Origin of the sequence: Xanthomonas hortorum pv. pelargonii, assembly GCF_024499015.1 — a bacterium.
Classification (GTDB): domain Bacteria; phylum Pseudomonadota; class Gammaproteobacteria; order Xanthomonadales; family Xanthomonadaceae; genus Xanthomonas; species Xanthomonas hortorum_B.
In genome coordinates this window covers 52,068-73,082 of the sequence record NZ_CP098605.1, presented here as the reverse complement: position 1 = coordinate 73,082, position 21,015 = coordinate 52,068, and the positions used below count along the sequence as shown (strand labels likewise).

The 21,015-nt window shown below is 62.8% G+C and carries 29 protein-coding genes, 1 tRNA gene and 1 pseudogene; 5 read left to right on the top strand and 26 right to left on the bottom strand.

The features are described 5' to 3' along the window. Window positions 1–71: 71 nt before the first annotated feature. The 10 genes from NDY25_RS22735 to NDY25_RS22690 all read right to left on the bottom strand — a co-directional run bounded on the left by NDY25_RS22735 (window position 72) and on the right by NDY25_RS22690 (window position 4,455). Window positions 72–440, bottom strand: a complete 369-nt coding sequence (locus NDY25_RS22735; RefSeq protein WP_223289693.1) for a hypothetical protein — start codon at window positions 438–440, stop codon at window positions 72–74. 75 nt (window positions 441–515) lie between these two features. Next, entirely contained in the window at window positions 516–932 is a 417-nt protein-coding gene (locus tag NDY25_RS22730; protein ID WP_256628034.1) for a KfrB domain-containing protein, read from the bottom strand. Continuing rightward, entirely contained in the window at window positions 929–1,231 is a 303-nt protein-coding gene (locus NDY25_RS22725; protein WP_256628033.1) for a Fic/DOC family protein, read from the bottom strand. The genes NDY25_RS22730 and NDY25_RS22725 overlap by 4 nt, the downstream gene beginning before the upstream one ends. Window positions 1,232–1,445: 214 nt before the next feature. Continuing rightward, window positions 1,446–1,853: a hypothetical protein gene (locus NDY25_RS22720; RefSeq protein WP_228427283.1), complete on the bottom strand. Its 408-nt coding sequence runs from the start codon at window positions 1,851–1,853 to the stop codon at window positions 1,446–1,448. 20 nt (window positions 1,854–1,873) lie between these two features. Further along, window positions 1,874–2,062, bottom strand: coding sequence for an antitoxin VbhA family protein (locus tag NDY25_RS22715; protein ID WP_104564664.1), 189 nt, complete (start codon window positions 2,060–2,062; stop codon window positions 1,874–1,876). Further along, window positions 2,055–2,366: a TrfB-related DNA-binding protein gene (locus NDY25_RS22710; protein WP_251755246.1), complete on the bottom strand. Its 312-nt coding sequence runs from the start codon at window positions 2,364–2,366 to the stop codon at window positions 2,055–2,057. The genes NDY25_RS22715 and NDY25_RS22710 overlap by 8 nt, the downstream gene beginning before the upstream one ends. Window positions 2,367–2,490: 124 nt before the next feature. Next, window positions 2,491–2,733, bottom strand: a complete 243-nt coding sequence (locus tag NDY25_RS22705; RefSeq protein WP_039582826.1) for a hypothetical protein — start codon at window positions 2,731–2,733, stop codon at window positions 2,491–2,493. A 4-nt stretch (window positions 2,734–2,737) separates the two neighbouring features. Next, window positions 2,738–2,959, bottom strand: coding sequence for a DUF2688 domain-containing protein (locus tag NDY25_RS22700; RefSeq protein WP_104564663.1), 222 nt, complete (start codon window positions 2,957–2,959; stop codon window positions 2,738–2,740). Beyond that, complete coding sequence (locus NDY25_RS22695; RefSeq protein WP_104564662.1) at window positions 2,956–3,579, bottom strand: hypothetical protein; 624 nt, start codon at window positions 3,577–3,579, stop codon at window positions 2,956–2,958. Before NDY25_RS22695 ends, NDY25_RS22700 begins: the two co-directional genes overlap by 4 nt. A 51-nt stretch (window positions 3,580–3,630) precedes the next feature. Next, window positions 3,631–4,455, bottom strand: coding sequence for a DUF932 domain-containing protein (locus tag NDY25_RS22690; protein ID WP_251756674.1), 825 nt, complete (start codon window positions 4,453–4,455; stop codon window positions 3,631–3,633). A 1,442-nt stretch (window positions 4,456–5,897) separates the two neighbouring features. Here NDY25_RS22690 and NDY25_RS22685 point away from each other — a divergent pair. After that, window positions 5,898–6,110, top strand: coding sequence for a hypothetical protein (locus tag NDY25_RS22685; protein ID WP_168959789.1), 213 nt, complete (start codon window positions 5,898–5,900; stop codon window positions 6,108–6,110). Window positions 6,111–6,216: 106 nt separating this feature from the next. Here NDY25_RS22685 and NDY25_RS22680 read toward each other — a convergent pair whose 3' ends face one another. The 11 genes from NDY25_RS22680 to NDY25_RS22630 form a co-directional block, all read right to left on the bottom strand. After that, window positions 6,217–6,939 carry an N-6 DNA methylase gene (locus NDY25_RS22680; RefSeq protein WP_256628032.1) on the bottom strand — a complete coding sequence of 241 codons (723 nt, stop codon included), beginning with the start codon at window positions 6,937–6,939 and terminating at the stop codon, window positions 6,217–6,219. Beyond that, entirely contained in the window at window positions 6,843–7,283 is a 441-nt protein-coding gene (locus tag NDY25_RS22675) for a hypothetical protein (protein ID WP_256628031.1), read from the bottom strand. The genes NDY25_RS22680 and NDY25_RS22675 overlap by 97 nt, the downstream gene beginning before the upstream one ends. A gap of 58 nt (window positions 7,284–7,341) precedes the next feature. Then, window positions 7,342–9,423 carry a ParB/RepB/Spo0J family partition protein gene (locus tag NDY25_RS22670; protein ID WP_251756675.1) on the bottom strand — a complete coding sequence of 694 codons (2,082 nt, stop codon included), beginning with the start codon at window positions 9,421–9,423 and terminating at the stop codon, window positions 7,342–7,344. A gap of 1,293 nt (window positions 9,424–10,716) precedes the next feature. Further along, the gene (locus NDY25_RS22665) at window positions 10,717–10,953 is read right to left on the bottom strand and encodes a hypothetical protein (protein WP_180336607.1); all 237 of its coding nucleotides are present in this window, start codon (window positions 10,951–10,953) and stop codon (window positions 10,717–10,719) included. Between the two features lie 83 nt (window positions 10,954–11,036). Continuing rightward, a complete protein-coding gene (locus tag NDY25_RS22660) occupies window positions 11,037–11,594 on the bottom strand; it encodes a restriction endonuclease (protein WP_168959793.1) in 558 nt (185 codons plus the stop codon). A gap of 12 nt (window positions 11,595–11,606) precedes the next feature. After that, entirely contained in the window at window positions 11,607–12,248 is a 642-nt protein-coding gene (locus NDY25_RS22655; RefSeq protein ID WP_168959794.1) for a DNA-binding protein, read from the bottom strand. A gap of 311 nt (window positions 12,249–12,559) precedes the next feature. After that, on the bottom strand, window positions 12,560–12,883 hold the full coding sequence (locus NDY25_RS22650) for a hypothetical protein (protein ID WP_251755214.1): 324 nt from the start codon (window positions 12,881–12,883) through the stop codon (window positions 12,560–12,562). Window positions 12,884–13,093: 210 nt separating this feature from the next. Beyond that, complete coding sequence (locus NDY25_RS22645) at window positions 13,094–14,587, bottom strand: replication protein (RefSeq protein WP_223289692.1); 1,494 nt, start codon at window positions 14,585–14,587, stop codon at window positions 13,094–13,096. A gap of 176 nt (window positions 14,588–14,763) precedes the next feature. After that, window positions 14,764–15,084 carry a ParC family partition-associated protein gene (gene parC, locus NDY25_RS22640; protein ID WP_033481941.1) on the bottom strand — a complete coding sequence of 107 codons (321 nt, stop codon included), beginning with the start codon at window positions 15,082–15,084 and terminating at the stop codon, window positions 14,764–14,766. A gap of 116 nt (window positions 15,085–15,200) precedes the next feature. Continuing rightward, the gene (locus NDY25_RS22635) at window positions 15,201–15,506 is read right to left on the bottom strand and encodes a type II toxin-antitoxin system RelE/ParE family toxin (protein WP_078583844.1); all 306 of its coding nucleotides are present in this window, start codon (window positions 15,504–15,506) and stop codon (window positions 15,201–15,203) included. A 3-nt stretch (window positions 15,507–15,509) separates the two neighbouring features. Next, window positions 15,510–15,968: a hypothetical protein gene (locus NDY25_RS22630; protein WP_180336608.1), complete on the bottom strand. Its 459-nt coding sequence runs from the start codon at window positions 15,966–15,968 to the stop codon at window positions 15,510–15,512. Window positions 15,969–16,183: 215 nt separating this feature from the next. Between NDY25_RS22630 and NDY25_RS22625 the strand changes: the two genes are divergently transcribed. Both NDY25_RS22625 and NDY25_RS22620 read left to right on the top strand, forming a co-directional pair. Next, window positions 16,184–16,504, top strand: coding sequence for a hypothetical protein (locus NDY25_RS22625; RefSeq protein ID WP_074059016.1), 321 nt, complete (start codon window positions 16,184–16,186; stop codon window positions 16,502–16,504). Between the two features lie 60 nt (window positions 16,505–16,564). Beyond that, window positions 16,565–16,900 carry a hypothetical protein gene (locus tag NDY25_RS22620; protein ID WP_168959771.1) on the top strand — a complete coding sequence of 112 codons (336 nt, stop codon included), beginning with the start codon at window positions 16,565–16,567 and terminating at the stop codon, window positions 16,898–16,900. A 46-nt stretch (window positions 16,901–16,946) separates the two neighbouring features. On the opposite strand, the gene NDY25_RS22615 is transcribed toward NDY25_RS22620, so the two are convergent. Further along, a complete protein-coding gene (locus NDY25_RS22615; protein ID WP_251757318.1) occupies window positions 16,947–17,411 on the bottom strand; it encodes a hypothetical protein in 465 nt (154 codons plus the stop codon). Between the two features lie 350 nt (window positions 17,412–17,761). Next, window positions 17,762–18,364 carry a hypothetical protein gene (locus NDY25_RS22610; RefSeq protein ID WP_029996469.1) on the bottom strand — a complete coding sequence of 201 codons (603 nt, stop codon included), beginning with the start codon at window positions 18,362–18,364 and terminating at the stop codon, window positions 17,762–17,764. 145 nt (window positions 18,365–18,509) lie between these two features. On the opposite strand from NDY25_RS22610, the gene NDY25_RS22605 reads away from it, so the two are divergent. Together NDY25_RS22605 and NDY25_RS22600 are read left to right on the top strand one after the other, a co-directional pair. Continuing rightward, window positions 18,510–19,061 carry a 3'-5' exoribonuclease gene (locus NDY25_RS22605; protein WP_251755291.1) on the top strand — a complete coding sequence of 184 codons (552 nt, stop codon included), beginning with the start codon at window positions 18,510–18,512 and terminating at the stop codon, window positions 19,059–19,061. A gap of 92 nt (window positions 19,062–19,153) precedes the next feature. After that, window positions 19,154–19,256 (top strand) — tRNA-Ile (locus NDY25_RS22600). Window positions 19,257–19,259: 3 nt separating this feature from the next. Here the strand turns inward: NDY25_RS22600 and NDY25_RS22595 are convergent. From NDY25_RS22595 to NDY25_RS22585, 3 genes and pseudogenes are all read right to left on the bottom strand, one after another. After that, window positions 19,260–19,625 carry a YecA family protein gene (locus tag NDY25_RS22595; protein ID WP_256628030.1) on the bottom strand — a complete coding sequence of 122 codons (366 nt, stop codon included), beginning with the start codon at window positions 19,623–19,625 and terminating at the stop codon, window positions 19,260–19,262. Further along, a complete protein-coding gene (locus NDY25_RS22590; RefSeq protein ID WP_256628029.1) occupies window positions 19,622–19,819 on the bottom strand; it encodes a hypothetical protein in 198 nt (65 codons plus the stop codon). The genes NDY25_RS22595 and NDY25_RS22590 overlap by 4 nt, the downstream gene beginning before the upstream one ends. 110 nt (window positions 19,820–19,929) lie before the next feature. Next, a pseudogene (locus NDY25_RS22585) lies at window positions 19,930–20,981 on the bottom strand (DNA-binding protein). Window positions 20,982–21,015: the final 34 nt, after the last annotated feature.

The following is a 21,015-nucleotide window of genomic DNA, read 5'->3' as shown; positions in this document are numbered from 1 at the left end:
CGCTGGCCAGCGCCAGCTGGCCGCCGATCAGGGCAATCCCCTGCCCCGTCGACGGCACTTAGTCGAGAAAATCAGTAGCTACGAAACGTGAGATAGGCGGCGACAAGGATGAGCGCAATTGCGATGACCTTGCCGACTTTCAGGGCGAATAGCAGCTTGTTCTGAAGCTTGACATGCGCTTCGTTCGCTTCCGCCTTCTCGGCAGCTGTCGCAGGCTTCTTGGCGACTTCCGCCCTTTTGGCAAAGCGATATGCCGCGAGGCCGACGAAAATCATAAGCACGGCGACAGGCAGTGAGAGCGTCAGGAAGAGCTGATTTTCTAGAAACACTGGGCCGGCGAAAAGCACGGCAAACACGAGCACGCCAATCCCCAAACCCGCCACAGCTGCCGCAGCGCGACGTAGGCTGCGCGTGCCGTCATACGTGGTTGTCTCCGTCATGTCCTGACCTCTATTTGTTGTGTTGGGATTGTCACTGTACGGGGGCGTGATCGCAGTTGCTGCGACTGCCCTGTTCTACCGACCGAAGTCTCGGCCGAAGTCGCTGCCCTTATCCGGGCTGGCTTTTTCCTTGGCTGGTCCGTCATGCGCCTTGGCAGGCATGACCAGCGCGACGTCACCTTGCGGATATCGAATCTCGACGGCCTGGCCGCGCTGGGCCTCAAGGTCGCCCACAACACGGTAGCGATTGTGCAAGACCAGTTCGCCCGGCAGGTCCGCGCGCTCTTGCACCACATAGCGCTCGGTCGCCCCCAGCACGCGCCCGGTGTAGGTCTGCCCGAGCTCGGCATAGCCAACGCTGGCGCCAGCGCCGGCGAGCGAGCGGCCAAGTTCCACCGCGCGTGCGTGGTCGCGATCGGTGAGGTTGTCGCGGATCAGCTGGGAAAGCCGGTCAGGTGTGCTGTGATAAGCCTCGATCGAGGCGCGGGTCATGTCGTCCCGGCTGACACGATCCCAGGCAATGGAATAGCCGGCGTCGCTGGCGAGCTGACCGATGAAGCGCGCTGCGCGCGGCCGTTGCCTTCGCGGAATGGATGCAGGGCGTTGATTTCGCCGAGATAGTGCCCTGCCCGGCTGGCGAAGTCGTCGGCTCCTAGGCTTCGCAAGTTCTGTTCCCGGGCCAGCTGGCGAAACAGCTGCGCGCCGGCGCCCTCGATGTGTTCGGGCATGGCAAAGCGCGTTTCGCCCTTCTCAATAACGACGGACCGAATTTCCCCGGCCCAGGGATACACGTCACTGAACAGACTGCGGTGAATGCTGCGCAGGTGATCGAGGTCGTAGCGACCGATGGCCGGACCTTTTCAAGTTCGTAGGCCCGCACCGATGCGAACGCAGCTTCGATGCGGTCCAGCTCGGGCTGCGTGCGCGCTCCTACTGAGTTGCGCATGATCCCGGTGGTGGGATCGACATAGGGATCCGAAGGGGTGTCGTATTTCGCTGCCATCGTCAGTCGACCGTGCGATAGCAGTCGTGATAGTTGGTCGCCGGGCACACATACCGCCTGCCGGTCGCGCCCGTGCGCAGGTCCACGCGATCGCCCGACAGCATAGGGGCCACCCCGTTGACGACGAAGCGTCCCGTGTCAGTGGTAATGACCGATCGGGGCGAACTGCTGGTGCTGCCGGTTGCAAGAGCGATCCCACGCCCGGTCGCGCCAATTCCGCTGAAACTCCCCTCCGAACCCGGATATACGGTGACCGTTTGTACGACGCCGGCCGGCGTCGTCTTGACGATGTGCGTAGACAATGGGGCGATGGCTGCCAGGCCGCCCGTGACAGCCATAAACCCGATAACGACGCCGCCGACTTTGGCGGCCTCTTTCCAATCGAAACGCTGAGCGGTAGCGGTGGACATAAGCCCTCCTAGTCGATCTTCTATTCGTTGCCAGCGACAAGGCGTCGGCGGATGCTCGCGATCACGTCTGCCGGCTCAAGCTCGCCGAGTGCCACCTGGTCGAGCTCTGCCCGGGTCTGGGCATCGACCTCAAGACCTTCGAGCCGCTGGGATGCGATCGCGTTGGCCACAGCGCGGCGGCGATCTTCGATTTCGTGTGCGTCAAGCATGATTTTTCTCCTGTGTGATCGTGCGGGCTTCGGCTGCAAGGGCGCGCACTTGTTTGGCCAACTCCGGTGGCATCCACTCATCGACGCGTTCCCAGTCGGGCGGAAACTCGTTCGCAGCGGCCATGACCCGTTGAACCATCTGGCTGACGCGCTGGCGGCTGAGGCCATTTTCCTCGGCCGCTTCTGCCTGTGACTTTCCGTCGACAAGCACGCGTCGGGCGATCTGGACGGTGTCGACAGTAAGCCTTCCTAACCGTGGCTGGATGACTTCAAATTCCGCGGCGGTCATGGGCACTTTCTGCATTGCTGCGATATTCCTGCGTAATGGGGCGGGGGCGTGATGCCCCCGCCTGTTGGGTTTTGCGGTACTCCTAAACTCACATTTACGTCAATATTTGTCAATATTTACAGCGGTTCTATTGACAGCTCTATCGCTGCCGCAGACTCCACCCATCGACGCGACGACGTGCAGCCTCGGCGATTTCGCATTCCAGCTGGCGAAAGAAGGGTTTGCGCTGTTGGGTGCTGGTCACTGCAAATCCCGCTTCCAGGGCAACGCGTGCGGCGTCGTTGATGCGCAACCCTTTGAGCGTGGCGTAAGCACCGGCCAAATCGCCCCGGCGCGTCGCCTCGTTCAACTGCTGGGCCAACAGGGCAATTTGGTCCGGCATGGTTTCATTCCTCCTGCAGACGGCGGATGGCAGCGGCCAGATGCAACGCACCGATTTGCGCCTGCGCGATCTCGGCGCGTTCCTCTGCGGTCACGCATTCTGTGCAGATGCTGCCGAGCCGCTGTTTCAGATCGTCCAAACCGAGCGGGCTATGACGAAGGGTTCGCAATGGCGTACCGCAACGCCGGCACTGAGTTTCGATAACGTCGGTGATGATCTTGCTCATAACGCGGTCATGCTGTCGGTCGCGGCCTGTCGCAGCGTCGTGATTTTCTCGGCGAGGTTATCCGTCAGCTCCCCGGCTGCCCGCAGCTGATCTTCGAGCTGCTGCAGGCCTTGCAGGTAGCCTTCTACGAAATCCGGCACCTCTTCCCTGAAGTCAGGAATGGCCTCCATTTCCCGTCCGCTTTTCCGACCCGCACCTGTCGTTGAATCTTGCAGCGCTTCCCGCCAGGTCGTGTCGTCGTCGGGAATTTCTTCAGCCTCCGGCTCATAGGTGATGCCATGAGCCTGCGCCAACGTTTCCGCCTCCGCTGACCATTCGTCGAAATGGAGGTTCAGCGATTTGGCTTCACCCTCGAAATCGCGGCGCAACTCCTTGAACGGGTTATCGCGCTCGTCGCCGCGAATGCCGGCTGCTGCAGCTTCCGCGAGCGACGCGCTTACAGCATCCAAGCAATTTGCCTGCAACGCCACGATGGCGAATTGGCTATGGCGGGTTGCCAATTCGATGGCCTCCGCCGACTTCCACTGACGGGAAATACGTGCATGGCCTGCGCCGATGTAGCCGGCGAAACGTGCCTTGAAATCTTCGACAGCAGGCAGAGAAAGATTGCGTGTGTTCATGGCCGAAACTCCGTGAGGCTTGCCCCGGCCGTAGCCGGGGCAGGGTAGGGATTAGTGGTGCAGTCGACGCATTTCTGCGGCTAGCACCCACAGCGCACGGTTGAGCTTAATGCTCTGGTCGATGCCGTTGACGGGGCGGGTGGTGGTGGGCCGACCCTTGGCGTTGCGACCGCGCAAGCCGCCGCGCACCATGTTTTCCTGCACGCGGTTGAACGTCGTCCACAGGTCCGGCTTGCGATCCTCCCAGCGCTTCGGGGTTAGCAGCTGGTGTTCGGTGATCGGGGCAGGGGCGGTGTCGTCGTCGTAGCGCAGTGCAAGGGCAGCACGCGCGAATGCGGTCTGCTCGCCTTCTGCCAGCGTCAGGCTCTGCATACCCTCGCGCTGCTCGTCGGCGGCCGCAAAGCTGTCCACCACCTGGTAGGCACCTTCGATGACCTGGCTGACGACATCGCCCTTGTGGGGCACACGGATGTCGCCGACCGTATCGCCGACGACCATGCCGTTCTGGCACACGAAGCGGAAAACCCCGGCCAGCATCTGGTAGGAAGAGCTGCCGTCATGGCTGTTGAGCAGGATGATTTCGTTCGCCTCGCCGGCCTGGATCTGGTTGGCGTGGCGCATGCGGATCATGTGCTTGGTGTGCTCCCGCTTGTCGGGGTTGCGGGTGCGGGTCTGCACGACCATGAACGGCGAAAACCCTTCCTTGCGCAGACCATCGAGCACGTCGATGGTTGGAATGTAGGTGTAGCGCTGCGAGCGGCTTTCGTGTGCCTCGTTGGCGAAGATCGAAGGCGCGAAGCGAGCGATCTCGTCATTGGTCAGCGGTTGGGCGGAGCGGATGCCGTGGGATTTACGGCCGAAACGACTGGCGAGCATGCTGTTTTCTCCTGCGAGTTGGTGGACCGTCCGGGGGTGGTTGCCGCCACTGACCCCGGCCGGATCGGAAGGAACTAGGACTAATATCGCCTTCCGATAGGACAATAATAGGACAAAACGGGTAGGATTGTCAACACCTGTCAATAGATATTCTGTTTTCGTTCATTTACGCCGCAAGACAGATTCAGCGCACCGCTTCGCCCTTCGGGCCTGCTAGGTGGTGAGGGAGGGTTGCGGGCTTTTGCGCCGGCGCAGCCGGTGCGATTGGAGGCGACGGGCGCGCAGCGGCCGTCTCCTTCCTCTGGCCCTGGAGCGCAGGAAGATCCTCGGCGGGGGTCTGCTTGGCGGAGCCGGTCGGGCGCGGTAGGCCCGTCCTGCGCCGCGGCGTCGGCGCGAGCAAGGGACCGTGGAATAAATGGGGGACCCGCGCAGCGGGGGAACCGTTTATGCCGCGAAAGCCCTTGCTCGCATTAGCCGGCGACGTGGTGCAGGTTCAAGGGCTGATAGCGGCCGACCGGCTCTGCCGAGCCCCGACGATCGCGCGGAAGGGCCGGCAAGCCCCGTCAGGGGCGCGCAGGGGCGCCGGACGGCGACCCGGAGGGTGGACGCCGCCAGGCGGCCGCCACAAGGCTCACGCGGCCGTCCACGCCTGATCCACAGCCAGCGCGCAGCGCTGCCCGTCGCCGTTGGGGATAGCTCCACCTATCCCCAGGCGTCGGGGAAGCTGTGCGGTCAGGGGTGGGCGGGCCTGCCGATTGCAGGTCGTCCTCGTCTTGTCCACGGGGCGCGGCCCAAGGCCGGCTGCGCCGGGCGGTTCCGCCCGGCTGGCGCAGCACGCACGGTGGGCAAGAGGTGGGCGAGCTGCCCCCGCCTCGCGCCGGCTCTGCCGGCGTGCGGCGGTCATGCACGCTGGCCAGCGCCAGCTGGCCGCCGATCAGGGCAAGCGGAGCGCGCAGGCCGCGTGCGGCCGGAGGCGTGAGAGGCCCGTAGGGCCGTGGATGGAAGCCCGAATGGGGCGAGACACGCGCAGCGGGGCTCGATGCGAAGCACGACAGCCCGACCCGGAGCAAAGCGCAGGGGCACGCCATCACGCTCTAGCCCTTACGCATCGTTCCCTTTTCGTTCTTGCTGAGCTATAGGACGACGTGGCCGCCAATTACAACCGACCAAAACCCGTCGACCCGATCTGGTATCGCAGAAACTGCTATCTGCGAATGGCCTGCAATTGTGGCCGACGAGTAGTTGTCCAGGTCGGAGAATTTGCCGACACGCACCAGGTACCGGCGAACTTGTTGTTGCACGACCTGGCGCAACGGCTGCGCTGCTCCAGGTGTGGCGGCCGACCTGCAGTCGACGTGACGCGCTATGCCAAGGGCAACTAGCCCAAGCGTTGGCGGGCCGCTTTGCTACTCTGGCCGGACACCCACCAGCAGGATCTGACGATGCATGTGACTGCACTGGAAGAAAGCTTGATTGTCCACGCCGAGACCTTGATCGGCGCGGCGTTTCCTGACGCGGAGAAACTGTGGATTTCGGCGGCTGCGCGCTGGCAGGTCTTGGGCACGCGGGCCGGCCTCGGGGAACGCGAGCGGGGCAGCTGCGCGAACATGTTGGCCAGCATGGAGCATGCGCAGGGCGAGGCCCGCGCAGCCTGACGCAGCGCAGTTGGCAACCGCAAAAGCCCGCTTGGATCTGCCAAGCGGGCTGCAGGAAGAAAGCCGCGCAGCTGGTGTATGCAGCAGTTGCGCGACCGTTAGCGGGCTAAAACAGCGTGAGTTGCCCGGTCGGGTGAGCGGGCCGCTGCTCGCGGCGGGCGCTCGATGGCACGGCGGGCGCGGCAACTCCGCCGCCTTCCTCGCAGGTGGGAACAGCAATAGCCGGCGAGGCGGCAACCTCGCGACGTTCCCGCGCGGCAAGCCGCGTATTCCAGCCGCCCATGACGTGTGCGGGCGTGAACCAATGTTCGCGCTCCTCCAAGGTGAGCGCATTGCCGACGATGACGACAGCGGGGATGTGCAGCAGGGAAAACTGCACGTAGGCCATGTGCGCGGCACGCGCGTCAACGTCCACCGCCGTGACGTGCAGATGCCGTTGGTAGTTGATGCCGGCGTTCTGCATCGCCTCGGCGAGCGCGATGATGAGCCCGCCTGCACCGCAGGCGGGCTCGCAGGCCGTGACGAAGCCTTGGCGCTCGATGATCGCGCGGGCCTCGGCGCCGTCGCCGATCTGCATGCCGGCCATCATCCGGCACACCTCAAACGGCGTGAAAAACTGCCCTCGCGCAGTGTTGTGCAATTCCAGCGCGCCAAAGACCGCGCCGAGCACGTCGCAGGGTCCCGCCTCCAAGGCCATCGTCACTTCGGCGAGTACCTTGGGAAACGCGTCGATCACGTCCTGGTCGTAGCGTCTGACAATTTCGAGGTAACGGGCTTCGCGGGCCTCGCTTTGGGCAAAGTCCACCGCGTTGCTAATAGCCAATGCCATGCAAGACATGCAGTCGGAAAAACCGTGTAGAGGTCGTGCCGATAACGGCACGCCTCCATCAGCTTGACGATGGCCTTGATGTGGGGATCACTGGCCATCGGTGCTGTCTCCGCAACGCGGCGCATTGGTAGGCAGGGGACCGAGCAAGTCGGGATCAAGGTCTTCCAGCTCGCCCAGCCCGAACGCGCGCAGCGCAGGGCCAACACCGCATCGAGGGATTCCCACTCGACATGTTCGCCCTCGTTGAAGAGCATCGAACGAATGAAGATCCGGCACGTCTCGGCGGCGAGGGCCGAGTCGGGAGCTTGGGCGAGGGCGGCAAGAATAGGATTGGTCTGATTCATGGCGATCATCCGGCGAAGGGCAGGGATGGTGGCCGGGCGAACCCGGCCACCTGTGCGATCACGCAGCGAGTGCCGCTGCGCTTTCGGCCTTGGCCTTGCGGCTCTTTGACTTCGGCGCGGCCTTCGTGGCCTTTGCGGCCTTCGGTGTGGTGGCCTTCGGCGTGGCTCGCTTCTTCGCATCGGGCGCAGCCTTCGCCTTAGGCGTGCGAATGCCCTTCGGCACCCAGCCCGAGCCAGCGAGGCGTGATTGCGCCTCGCTGGCAAGCGTGCCCTTCTTCATCGCCAGCAGCGCGTCCTTGTCGGTCGGGCCGTTAATCTTTCCCGCCTCGCGCAGTGCGTCCACGATCAGCGGCTTGGACACGCGGCCAAGATAGGTATCGGCGGTGGCCTCGAAATGCGCGGACATGTCGAAGTTGAGCGCGTCCAGCAGCTTGCCGGTGAGGCCCTTGTGGTCGTCGGTGAGCGAGACGGACAGGGCAACGCCGTAGGCGATGATCTTGTCCAGTTCCTCGCCGCTCATCGCGGCCAGCGCGTCCCACTGCTTTTCCGAAGCATCGGGCAGCGTCTTTGCGAGAGCGATGCATTCCTCTGCAAACGCTTTGGCCTTGGCCGTACCGGTTTCATCGGTGATCGGCATGACACGCCCGCAGCCGTAGCAGGTTTCCGTGATGGCAAGGTCGGTCGGGGCGCGGGTGCCACGAAGGCCACCACCGACGCGGCTCAGGATGTGCTGGACCGCCCACACTGCCATCAGCACTTTGGCAACGTCTGGACGCTTGGCGACCTCGATCTGTGCGGCCAAGTTGCGATGGCCCAGCAGTGAGCGGCGCAGCGCGTCGGATACCGCATCAACTTTGCGGCCTGCCGGTTCGGTTTCGCGTCCACCGGACACAGCAGCGCTGCTGCCAGTCGCTTGCTCCAACTGCTTGCGGTCGGCGGCGCGAACGCGGCCACGCTCGATCTGCAATGCGCCACGGTTGAAAATCACCACGGCACCCGCCGCCTGCATCACCTCCGGCGCAAAGGAAGCGTGATCGTCCTCGATCTTGGAAATGGCGTCGTTGATAGCTTCGATGCGTTCATCGATTTCGCTATCGCGCTTCCACTGCTCATCGGTGAATTCGCTATCGTCGTTTTCGGCAGTGCGATGCATTGCCTCCTGCTCATCGGTCAACGTGGAACGCTCGGTTTCCAAGCTATGCAATTGGGCCTGTATGTCGTCCGACAGCGTGAGTGCACTTGGCTGGACGGTGCCTAGCCGGCCCATCGCGGTGTAGTCGTATTCGGTCCACACCTCGACCCAGCCCCAGCCCTCGGCCCGTAGCTTCTCGGCTTCGTCTTCCAGCTTGGTAGCTACCAGCTGATCGAGCAGCACCGGATTGGTCAGGATCGCGCCTTGTCCGTCGCCCGTGAACAGGTCGCGGCGCACCTCGCCGCCTGCGGCCTTGTAGGCCGTGATGCCACCAATGAAAGCCACACGCGGATCGCGGTCGGCCTGTACGTCCTTCGCCAGCACGGCGCGGCGCAGGTCGGCAGGTGCGTTGGCATAGCTACGCGATCCCATGCCATTCCACACCTCGACCTGCACCGCATGATCGTCGGTCGCGCACAAGGCAATCATCTGATCTGTGGATAGCTCGCCAGCACGGAATCGCTCGATCAACTCCGGCGCTGCCTTAGCCAACTTCAACCGGCGCTCTACGACCAGAGGCGTCACACCAAAGGCATCTGCGATGCGGTCGATGGTCCAGCCCTCGACGGTCAACAGCTGGAAGGCGTCGAACTCGTCAGCAGGCAGCATGTTTTCGCGCTGGATGTTCTCAGCAAGGCTGATGGCGGTCGCGTTGTCCTCGTCTACGACAGTCACGCGCACGGCCCAATCCGGATCGATCTTGCCGGTTTTGACCAGCAAGTGGATGGCGTCATGTCGGCGCTGGCCGGCGGCTACACCGAACACGCCTTCGGCGACCGGGTGAACGATGAGGTTTTGCAACAGACCTTGAGTGAGGATCGAGGCCGCCAACGCTTCAATGCCTGCCTTGTATTCGGGGGTATCGCGACCGGTGCGGCGCACGTTCTTGGGGGATTGAGTGAGCCGGTTGAACGGCACATGGGTTTCCATGAAATCGATGGTGGACATGCTGTTTTCTCCTGCGAGTTGGTGGACCGTCCGGGGGTGGTTGCCGCCACTGACCCCGGCCGGATCGGAAGGAAATAGGACTAATATCGCATTCCGATAGGACAATAATAGGACAAAATGGGTAGGCGTGTCAACACATGTCAATAGATATTCTGCTCTCGTTCATTTACGCCGCAAGACAGATTCAGCGCACCGCTTCGCCCTTCGGGCCTGCTAGGTGGTGAGGGAGGGTTGCGGGCTTTTGCGCCGGCGCAGCCGGTGCGATTGGAGGCGACGGGCGCGCAGCGGCCGTCTCCTTCCTCTGGCCCTGGAGCGCAGGAAGATCCTCGGCGGGGGTCTGCTTGGCGGAGCCGGTCGGGCGCGGTAGGCCCGTCCTGCGCCGCGGCGTCGGCGCGAGCAAGGGACCGTGGAATAAATGGGGGACCCGCGCAGCGGGGAACCGTTTATGCCGCGAAAGCCCTGCTCGCGCCGATGCCGCGGCGCAGGTTCAAGGGCTGATAGCGGCCGACCGGCTCTGCCGAGCCCCGACGATCGCGCGGAAGGGCCGGCAAGCCCCGTCAGGGGCGCGCAGGGGCGCCGGACGGCGACCCGGAGGGTGGACGCCGCCAGGCGGCCGCCACAAGGCTCACGCGGCCGTCCACGCCTGATCCACAGCCAGCGCGCAGCGCTGCCCGTCGCCGTCGGGGATAGCTCCACCTATCCCCAGGCGTCGGGGAAGCTGTGCGGTCAGGGGTGGGCGGGCCTGCCGATTGCAGGTCGTCCCCGTCTTGTCCACGGGGCGCGGCCCAAGGCCGGCTGCGCCGGGCGGTTCCGCCCGCCTGGCGCAGCACGCACGGTGGGCAAGAGGTGGGCGAGCTGCCCCGCCTCGCGGCGGCTCTGCCGGCGTGCGGCGGTCATGCACGCTGGCCAGCGCCAGCTGGCCGCCGATCAGGGCAAGCGGGAGGCCCGCAGGGCCGTGGATGGAAGCCCGAATGGGGCGAGACACGCGCAGCGGGGCTCGATGCGAAGCACGACAGCCCGACCCGGAGCAAAGCGCAGGGGCAAGCTCCGCCAGCCGGTCCTGCGTACGCTTCACTGTCGGCAATTTCGACTAGCTGGCCATGCCGGCGCGAGCCTTTTCCGCCCCAAGATGAGGGTCGGCAAGGAATCGTGCTCAACAGGCCAACGATTTCGTACCGTCGTACGTACCACGTAATTACGTAATGTCGTGACCGCTATCGGAGCCGCCAGGTCGCCATGCTCTAAGGCGGGATAATTCCGGGTTATCCCGCCTGATCCCCGGGAAGCTCGATCCTACTGCAGCTGGTCCGCGTTGAATCCGCTCGCGAGCAAGCGCTCCCGTACCCTCTCGGTCATGGGCTGGCGGTCATAGCGAGCCGGCCCGTGCCCAATAGGCTGCGGGAGCTTCTGAGCCACGAACACCTGAGCCAAGTCATTGGTGTCGACGGTGGCCACCACGTATAGCCCGCCGTCTGCCTGCGGCAAACGGAACAGCACGGCAAGCGCAGAGTCATCGTTGTACGTCGGCATTCTTGGTTCTCCTTTGACATCACAAGTTGATTCAATGCCTTAGCAATGAAATGGCTGTTCTCGGAACGATTCCCTGCCGACCCTCAAGATCGTGTGCATTGGCATTCCCGATCGAGACGGCCCGAGTTGAGAAAGTCCAGCAGCCGTTGGCCGCTGATGATGGTGAGGTGCGGATTGGCGGCGGCCAGCTCGCGGGCGCCGGCGCCGGTGCGGCCGGTGTGAATGAAGATCCCACGGCTTCCGCGGGCTTCCAGCAGCTCGGCGAACTCGAGGATATGCGCGCGGTTGATGTGCTTGCGGTAACGCTTGGCCTGCAGGAGATACCGCGTGCCGTTGAGGTACACCGCACCGTCGACGCCACCGTCCCCGGTGTAATGCGTATTTCGCTCGACGCGGTAGCCGCGCCGCTCGAAGGTCTCCAGCAGCAGTTCCTCAAAGGTGAGGGGATCAATCTTTCGCAGGTAGGCCAGACGCTGCGGCATCAGCGGGATCGTGTTGATCTTGGCCAAGACCCGCCTCGCCTGATCCTGGCGGCGACGATGACGCCGCTCGCGTGCCTTCGGCCGCAGGGCGCCGGCAACAGCCAGCGCAGCGAGAATCGCCAACGCAACGAAAAGAGCAAATAGTTGCGACCAGGACATGATGGCCTCCCGTCAGGCCTTCGAGCCGGCGACCCGGCTACCGATGGCTGCCGTCAGTTGAGCCAGCTGCGTTTCCAACGCCTCCACCTGGCCCTGCAAACGTGCGGCTTGCTCCAAGGCGATGCGTTCACTCTTGCGCGCCTCAATCGCCTCGCTGTCCTTGGCAGCCGCTTTCTCAGAAGCACGGTTGATCTCTTGGGCGGTGCGGATCTTGAACGTCTGGTGTTCTGCCGTGATCTGATCCCGCTCTACCTTCGCGGCCTCGCCATCGGCCACCTGTTGCCGCAAGAGCTCGGCTTCCTCGTTCAACTGGTCCGCGACTTCGAGCGATTCCCTTACCTGCTCCTGCAGGGCGGTGAATTCCTCGGCCAGCTTCTCCCGATCGCCGGCCAAGGCACGTTCGGCCGCAGTTCGAGCAACGGTCCAAATTTCCGCAGCAAGCACGCCAACAGCCTCAACAACATCCGGGGGCGGGGGCTCAACAACAGGCTGCGTCTTCTGCAGCTTTCGTTGCTTCCACTCGCTCATTGCGTCCTGGATGGTGGTGTAACTGCCGCTGCCAAGCTTCTTACGAACCGCGCTGAGGGTGGGCTTCACGCCATCGGCGTCGAGCTGGTCGGCAATTTTCCAGATTTGATCCTTGGTGATGGCCACGAAAATCCTCGCTTTTGTAGTATTGTGTATGATACTACATACTACAACATACAACAAGCATTTCACCTTGGCATCGAGCAGGGTTGGCGCTATAATTCAGGCTAGCAATCCAACCACTCCTGCAGTTTGGTGGACATGCCGATGAAGCCCGAGACGTTGCCGCGTCTCGGGCTTTGCTTTGTCTAGAGGGTCGGGGTCGGCGGGCATGCTGCAACCGGCAAGACAGATTCAGCGCATACAGCGGGTCGCGGCGCTCGGCCCTTGATTGCTCCACGTGGAGCCTGCCCACTGAGCCACAAGGTAGCGATCATTCAAGATCGATCCGGATTGCCCTTGGCAAGATCCAGCTGCTTTACGGCAGATACGAAATCCAAACGCAGCAAGTACATGCCCAGATCGATCGCACCACCTCCACCTTTGTCAGCGCGTGTGTCAAACCATTTCGGCCCGGTGGCCAGCAGCTCCACCACGCCGTTACCGAGCGAAACGTACAAGCGCCTGGTGGCCTTGTCCTTCAACGGCTGAAAATCTGGATCTTGCTTCCAATAGAGCCCGAGAAGATCAAGTGCCACGGGCACAGGCATGGTATGCAGCTCGGCCAATAGTGCCGGCGGAAACGACTTGCGCGATCTCACGGAAAAATCCTTCTCGAAGCAGAAGTTCGGTTCCCTTCCCCCAGACCCCCAACCCTCTCCGGCCGCTGCGCGGCCTGCGCGCCCGTGGACAACGCTGCGCGTTGACACACCGGACTTGCGGGCTACTCGTGATATTCCAATCACGGGGGCTACTCCGGCCTGCGGCCGAGGCGGCCGGGAGCGCAACAAGCAAACCGAATACACCAAGAATCATGCGCGCAAATCCCGGCCGCGAGGCTTCGCCATTAGTAATACGGACGGACTTTGAACATCATGCTGAGCGATATCAGCAGTGCCGGCGATACCGGCGCCGATGCTGGATTGGTCAGCTGTAATACGGACGGACCTTGAACGCTCTTGGGGTGCTTTCAGATAGCCCGCAACGGCGCCGACAGATACGCCCATACGCTGAGCAATAACGCGAACAGATAAGCCTTCCGCCTTCAGCGCCTGAGCCTGCTTCCGCTTGGCCTGGGCCGCATCCAGGTAGGTTTCGCGATCTACCGCGCCAGCTGCGCGCCGCTTGGCCTCATGGCGCTTCCGATCGCGTTCCCTGGCCATGTCTGCACCAATGATGGTGCGCAGCTGCGCCTGTTCGTCAGAGGTGATCTGAAAGAGGTTGATGAGGGTGTCGTTTTTCGGGGTGTAGAGCGGGGCGAATTCTTTATCGCCCAATGTGACCTTTTCCCCGGCTTCGTAGGCTTTGGCCTTGCTGTAGAGCGTCATCAGCTCTTTGCTGCGGTAGTTCCATCCCGCGTCCAGCTCGCCGGCGAGCGCGGCGGCTTCGTGATACATCTGGCCACTGTGTGTTGCGCCCGATAGCAGCAGAAAGTTCAGCCGCCAGAACAGGTGCTGCATCCGCTCACCCTCGCGCACCCCGCCGCGCAGCGTGGCCAGCGTGCGCAGATCCTCGAGGCGGTCCCAAGCAAGCTGCCGCCCGGAGAAGCCGCGCAGATTGTCCGACTTGCCGCCTGGCAGCAGCCTGAGCTGCTGGCGTTCGCGGCGATCGGCACGGTCCTGGCGTTGTTGCTCGATGGTCCATCTGGCTTTCGGCAGCAGTGCTTCTGCTAGGTACTCGAAGTTGTAGCGGATCGGATGGCCATCCTGGCCAGATTCGACGTGGACAACACGGCAGATGTTGCCGCTCTTGGTATTTACGGTGTCGACCAGGCGCAGCACACGCGAAGCATCCTTGGCTTGCGGATCTGCGCCAAGCGCGGCCAGTCGGTCGATTAGGTAACGCTGACAAGCGTTCCAGCGCGGCAGGGCCTGCCGTGGAATCGTCCCGTCCATCAGCCATTTCGCCTGCAGGCCTCGGCCGCTGTAAACGATAAGTGAGGGGGTCGGCAGGCCTTCCTCTGCGCAATGAAAGAGGACGGCCGCGGCCAGTTGCTCGGGCGTGCGTCCCGCTGCCCACGGCTGACGGTAAGTGTCGATATCGGCGAACAGGAGGCCGATGCGCAGCAGATTGACCACGCGCCGGTTGGGCCGCATGAACTCTGCCTGCGTCATCCAGGTGTCGCGGTCCTTGTCGATCAAGCCGAGCACTGCCGGCATGTCGGTCAGCCTATGGGACGACTGGCGCTTTTCACCGCGCTGGTCGACCAGCAGCGAGAAGAAGCCGGTTCGGCCAGCGTCGTGATAGGTTTGCGCCTCATCATCGATGCTGAATAGCGCGAGCTGCGCTTGTGTTTTCGTGCCCATACCTCTCCGATCGGTGCACGAATTTCGCGCACACGGCCTTGCTTTCCGGAGAGGGGAGCCTTACAATACGAGGTACCAAACGCTCGTATCGGCTAGGGTTCTTCCTTCCGAAATGATTTGGCCAAAGCCCCGCGCCAACGGGGCTTTCGCTTTTAGCGTTCTCGATCCAACGCCAATCAGATCGAGGCAGCTGCGATTAAACCTTCACAGTTATGTCCTCTGTGCTTCATCCACTTCGGTTGAGTGCGCGGTGTCCAGCCCACTGTATTCGCAGCGAATTTCGAGATACCGCGCTCCAGCAACAACGCAGCAGCGCCGTCGAAGCTTTGGAAGTACCTGACGCCCCGGTTGCGAGCCAGGCCAACCACACGCCTGTCCTCGCCAAGATCGACGATCACCACCAGACCTTCTCCGTCCTCGGCCGCACGAATTTCCGCGCCGCGCACTAGGTGGGCGTCGGCGGCTTCCTGCAGGGCTTTAGGCTCGATAGCGATCACGGGCGAATCTCTACATTGCTGAATCTGAGCCGGATCATGCCCCATGCGACGGGTCCGTGCAAGTTATTCAATTTCTCGCAAGGCCGCAGGTGGCGCTGCAGTCGGTGCCTTTCCCCTCACGGTATCTGCTGCGCGGCATGCTTCACGCGCAGGATTTCAACGACGCCGGCGCTGGCCAGCACGCGGTAAAGAACGATGTAATTCTGATGCACGACCAGCTCGCGCACGCCTGCAGGCAGGCCAGGTCGACCAGGCCGACCGAGCTCCGGGTACTGCTCAAGCACAACAGTTTTGTCGTAGATCTCGGCCGCGAATTCGTAAGCACGCCCAGGATTGTCCTGGGCGATGTAGTCGATTACGGCGTCTAAATCCTCAAGCGCGAACTGCGTCCATTCGACAGCATGGGCAATTTTCTTGCCCATGCGTCAGGTACGCTTCTTGGGCGACGCCTGCACGCTAGGCTGGCCCAGCGTGGCCATCTTGCGATTGAGACGTTCCCGCACGTCCGCCTGCGATACACGCGGCCGGTTATCGTCGATTGCCGCTTGCGTCTCCTTCGCGAGCCAGTCGGTGTATGCAGCAGCCTGATGGGCCTTCCGCATGTGCTCGGCGCGGCCGCGATTGCCGGCGCTCTCATCCTTGCTATCAGGATTCCATTCGGCTGCATCGAAAGTGCCGCTCGTGATGCCAATGTCGAGCAGCACGTTGAATGCAGAGGCCGGGTTGCCGAAACGGCGCGGCTCCACGCTGCGGGCCTTGGCCAAGACCGCCTGTGCACCGCTGCGAGTGGCAATCTGGACCAGGAAGGCACCGCCCGAGCCTTTCAAGGTGACGCCGGCGACGCCGCCGGCAACATTGGCAGCGCGCAGCTGCTCGATCGTCATGCTCTGCATGATGCGCTCCTCGTGTATGTTTATCATCTAGAAGCACTGTGCACGTTTTCTAGGAGGCATGCAAACGTTTATCTAAGATCCCGCAATCACCGCTTGGTCAGTCTTGCCAATCCTCGCTCTGAAGTCGCGCTCGGCTTGCACAAGTCCCTGCGCCTCGGCTCACAATGCGAGCGTCCGGGCAATAGGCCTATGTCAGAGAGGCATCAATGAGCGAAATTTTGCTGCGAATCGTTGAGGGAGCCGGCGTCGCGCTCTACCGGCACGACGCAAGCAGCGGCGCCGAACTGCTGCCGTCGCGCAGAGATCTATTCGATTACGAAGGAGGATACGCCTGGGGCTACGGTGGCACTGGCCCATTAAACCTTAGCCATGCCATTGCCGGCAGGATCTTCCTCAACGATATCAAGGATGCCAATGAGCTCAGCCGCCGCGCCAGAATTATCCTTGACAAGGTGATAATCCAGCTCGATGGCGATACCGAGCACAACATCTCTCTCGCATCAATCAAGGAGCTGTTCTGTGACTGAAAGCGAGCAGCCTGCGGCCCCACCCGCCGTAGGGGCCAACACCACCCAAAGGATTTTCATATGCCAATTGGAACCGTCGCCCATAGCCACTTGCCTTACTGCCTTCAAAAGACGAAAGATGGAAAATGGCTCGCGTTAAATCGTAACTACAAGCCGCTTGGCACGGTAGGCAAAGATGAGTGGTTCGAATACGACAGCCATCCGTCGAGACAATCGATACCTGCAGCTACGATCAGCGCGCTGAAGCGTCGCGCCAGCAGCATCATTGAAGATAAGCCGGACGATCCCGGGCTTTTCTTCTTCTACGACGATGGAACGATGCCAACGGATGGCGCCGCAAACTGGAAGCGTTATTGCGAGACACTTCTGATTTGGGCCAATGCGAGCACTAAGTGAGAGTGTCGACAGGCTGTGGCCTGCAGCTGCAGGCGCGTTGCAGTGGTCATGGGGATGCTCTGGTGGCACGGGCAGCTTTCCGGGTGCGCGGCAAGCCGGGCAGTTTCAGCTGCGCCCGCTCGCTGGGCAGGATCTTGGCGGCGGTGGCCACCGTCGCCGCGCCGGCCGGCTTCTTGGCCGGCTTGGGCTTGGCGGGTTTGGCCTGGCGCTGGAGCTTGTCCAACGCCTTCAACGCGGCCGGGCGACCGCGCCGGTAGACCTTCGGGGCACGCACGTAGTTGGCCGGCAACACCTCGAACACCGTCACCCCGAGCGCCAGCAGCTGGGTGGCGGCGGTGTCGAGCGAGGCAAACACGCGTGGCTCGCCACGCTGGCCGGTGAGTTGCTTTTCGGTTTGGCCCACCCGCACCATCACGGTGTAGCCGCCGACCTGGCCGACCAGCTGCACGGTGCGCAGCACGCCGGCACTGGCGAGGGCGGCCAAGGTGGTGATGGACATGGGTGATGTCATGATCGATCTATCAAACAGTGATGTTTGATGTTCGATCATTCAAGGCTGCGCTGCAAGCACTCTCGCGGCGAGGCCGCCAGCGCACATAACGGCCAATTCCACGCAGTGGCGCGCCTGCCAAGCGATAGGGCTTTTGCGTAGCCGGGCGGTAGAGCATTTGCTTGTCAGGGCGGTATGCAATTGCTATTGCATCGCCCGGGCGCATCCGTTAGAGTATTCACATCTGGATATATACGGAGCCTAGTAGTCACCTCTAGGTGTTCAGACGCCGCCACTGGTTCCAGGCCTACCGCCGGTTGATGGGAGCAATCCCTAAGGGCTTCCGCGAAACCCCCGAAAGGGGGTTTGTTTTAGCGCCGCGGCGGCGGTCGGCGGACTGGCCTGCCGGTCGCGCGATTCAACAGCAGCCGCCACCCCTTAATGCGATCGTCCTTCTTGAACTTGTAGGGGTCGTTGTCGGCGTCTTCGTCGCGCACATAAGCGCTCTCAACGTAGATCCGAACTGCGCCCCGGCCTCGCGCCGCAACATTGAAATACACCTCGTATTGCGCGCCTGGTGGGTAGCCGGGAATCAGCTCCTGCAGCTCCATCGTCAGGAAGTTGTCGCCATTGGTAAACAAGCAGGGGCGCTGATCGAGCGTCCGCATGATGTCGGGCAGGAGCGCTGAGGCTGCATAACGCGCGGGATGAAAACAGCGCCAGATCCGACGCTGGTCGATAACCAGGTCGTCGTGGCCTGCGTGGAAGACCAGCGCCGGCCCTTGCTTGGGCGGGCCCTTGCTGACGCAGTGCGAACTGAATTCCACGGATACAGACACCGCCACCGCCGCCCGGTCGGGCGTGGCAATGGTCACTTGGTAAGTGAATGGCTGCAGATGCGCCAGTGAAAATTGGGCATCGTCAATCCCGATAAATCCCTTGGCCAGATGATCCGGCCAGTACTTCTCCTTCATCGATACACGCCCTTCTTGAGGGTTGGCAGGGAATCGTTACGAACACGGCCAGATCTTCGCTAACCGATTGATGGATCGCTGAATTCTACCCTCGACCACACTTCCAGGCTCGGCCCTCCCCAGGAAGCTGTGGCACCATTCAACCATGGCCACCACGTACTACTTCTTGGACACCGAGTGGGCCGATGTAACGGGCAGCGAGCTGGTGAGTCTGGCGCTGGTGAACGAAGGTGGAGACCGCCTTTTCTACGCTGAGCGAGCCAGCCTGCCCGAGGCTCCCACCGACTTCGTTCGTCAAAGCGTCTACCCGCTGCTAGACCGCGGCGACGCAGCCCTGCCTGATGCCGCCCTGACTACCGAGCTGCGCGCCTTCCTCAGCGAGGTCGATGCGCCGGCAGTGATGGCGGATTTCCCGAACGATCTCCAGCTGCTGCGGTACGCCCTGGATGGGTTTGAGTTACCCGATGACCAGGTTGCCGCGTGCGGGCCCCGGCCGGCCCCGGTCATGACACGCATGTCGAAGGAAGGCCTTCCGGGATTACTGGTGGAAGATTGGTTCGCGGCCCATCCGGAGCATAGGGCCAGGCGCCACCATGCCTTGGTGGACGCGCAGGCCTTGCGGATGGCTTGGCTGGTGGCGACCGACCGCATCCCTGCTCCGGCTTGGGCCCGCTCCTACCGCCGCGCCCGGGGATAGCGGCATGGCCTCCATCCCCGGTATGCTTGCCCCATGAACCACCTGAGCCAGCTCGACCCTCGAATACCGGCGTGATCGCATCGATCGATCACGCCCCTGTTGCTCATGTTGGTCAGAGCGCCGGCCTTATACCCCGGTGAGAGCACGCGCCAGATAAGCGCGTACACGTCGGTTCGATTCCGACCAGGGGCACCACCGTCAATGACGGAAGAATGCTTCTACTTGTGCGCCATGACAGCGCTTGTACTTGCTGCCGCTGCCGCACAGGCACGGTGCATGCTCGCGCAGTCCCGCACCGAGTGACTGCCCCAGGAAATCCCTAGCCTGCAGAAGAGGCTGGATTTCATTGGCCGGAACGCTGACCTCGCCATACTGAGATGCTCGCTCGCCGCGGTTTATCACTTGGACGATCGCTTCGGACATCTGGATGAAGTGCCTGATCAGCAGGTCATCGCGCAGAGGCATGCGGACGTTGTCGATCGACACGCCCTCGTAGCGTCTGCGCGGATCCGGCACGAAGAGAATGCGCTTCTCGCCTTCGGGCTTTGGCGTGATGTCGATCATTTCCCTGCGGGACTGACCCACACGGCATGGAATTCTGCCTCGACCAGCACGTTCGGCCATTCCCACAGCTGCCACCCGCACAGCATCTGACCACCGTCGCGCGCGACCTTGGCCTGCACGTTGGGAAAGCACTCGTGCACGATCGCATCGGCTTCCGGCTGCACATCGAGATACACCGGCTCTGCGCCGCGCACGACGGAATCGGTTAAGCGACGCACGGCACGGGAGATTTCCGGGGTGTGGTGGTGACTACGCTCGTAGCAAAACTCCTTGCGATCGTGGCGCCTGATGTTCTCTTGCAAGCCTATGGCGCCGGCGTCTCTTCCGATGAGATCCGCTTGGCGCCTTTACCGCCGGCACTGGCCGGCTGCAGCTGGGCAAGAAGCGGCTCCAGGGTGCTCAGGCGCACCGTGGCGCGCAGCGTCTCCGTCTCGGCGTGCTCGCGCCGTTCGCGCTCCTGGACCAGCTCGGTCCGGACTTGCGCGAGCTCTTGTCGAGCGGCCTCCAACGTCTGAGTGTCTTGGCCCCAGCGCACCTGCAGCGCCTGGTATTCGGCCGCTGTCAGGCGCAGCGCATCGAGCTCGCCCTGTTGCGCCTCGATGGTCTGGCGCAGCTGCGCCACTTCCTTTCCAATCGGGTGTGACGCTCCAGCCACTGGCCGTTCTCCCGGTTGAGCTGCACCAGGTCGTGGTTCTTGGATGTCAACGTTTCGTTGGCCTGGCGCAGAGCGACCTGCAGTTCCTGCACCTGGTGCTCGTGACGGCGTTGCTCCTGCTCGCGCTGGTCTTTGACCGAGGTGCGGTAGTGCTCAAGGGCTTCCCTGGCATGCTCGTGCTTCTGCTCCAGGGAACGCGCGTGGCTTTCGTGCTCGGCCAGCCGTGCCGTGAGGCCCGCAATGCGCTCCTCCAGCTGAGCCAGTTCGGTGGTGCGGCTGGCCACCTCGCCCTTGGCGGCTTCACCCGCCTGGCGTTCTGTCTGAAGCAGCGTCTCGGTGCGCTGAAGCTGCGCGCTGAGATTGCCTGCCTCCTGCCGGGCCTGTTCCAAGGCTTGGGTGCGCTCGTGCCGCTCGGCCTGGAATCGATCTTGCGCTTGGGCGACCACGGTTTCCGCCTCGGCATGCAGCCGCTCGGCAAGGCGAGCCACCAGGTCCTGCAGGGCGTCGCTGACCGCGATCTTGGCCCCTAGGCCTTGCCCATCCTCCTCTTCCAGCTCCTTGAGGTAGCGATGGATGGTGGTTTTAGACCCAGTATTACCCAGTGCCACGCGTACGGCGTCCACTGAGGGATTTCGGCCTTCGGCCCGGAGACTGTCCCGGGCGCGTTGCACATCGCTTTTGTACAACCTGGACCTTGCCATCCGTTACTCCACGTATTTCGTAACGTATTACATA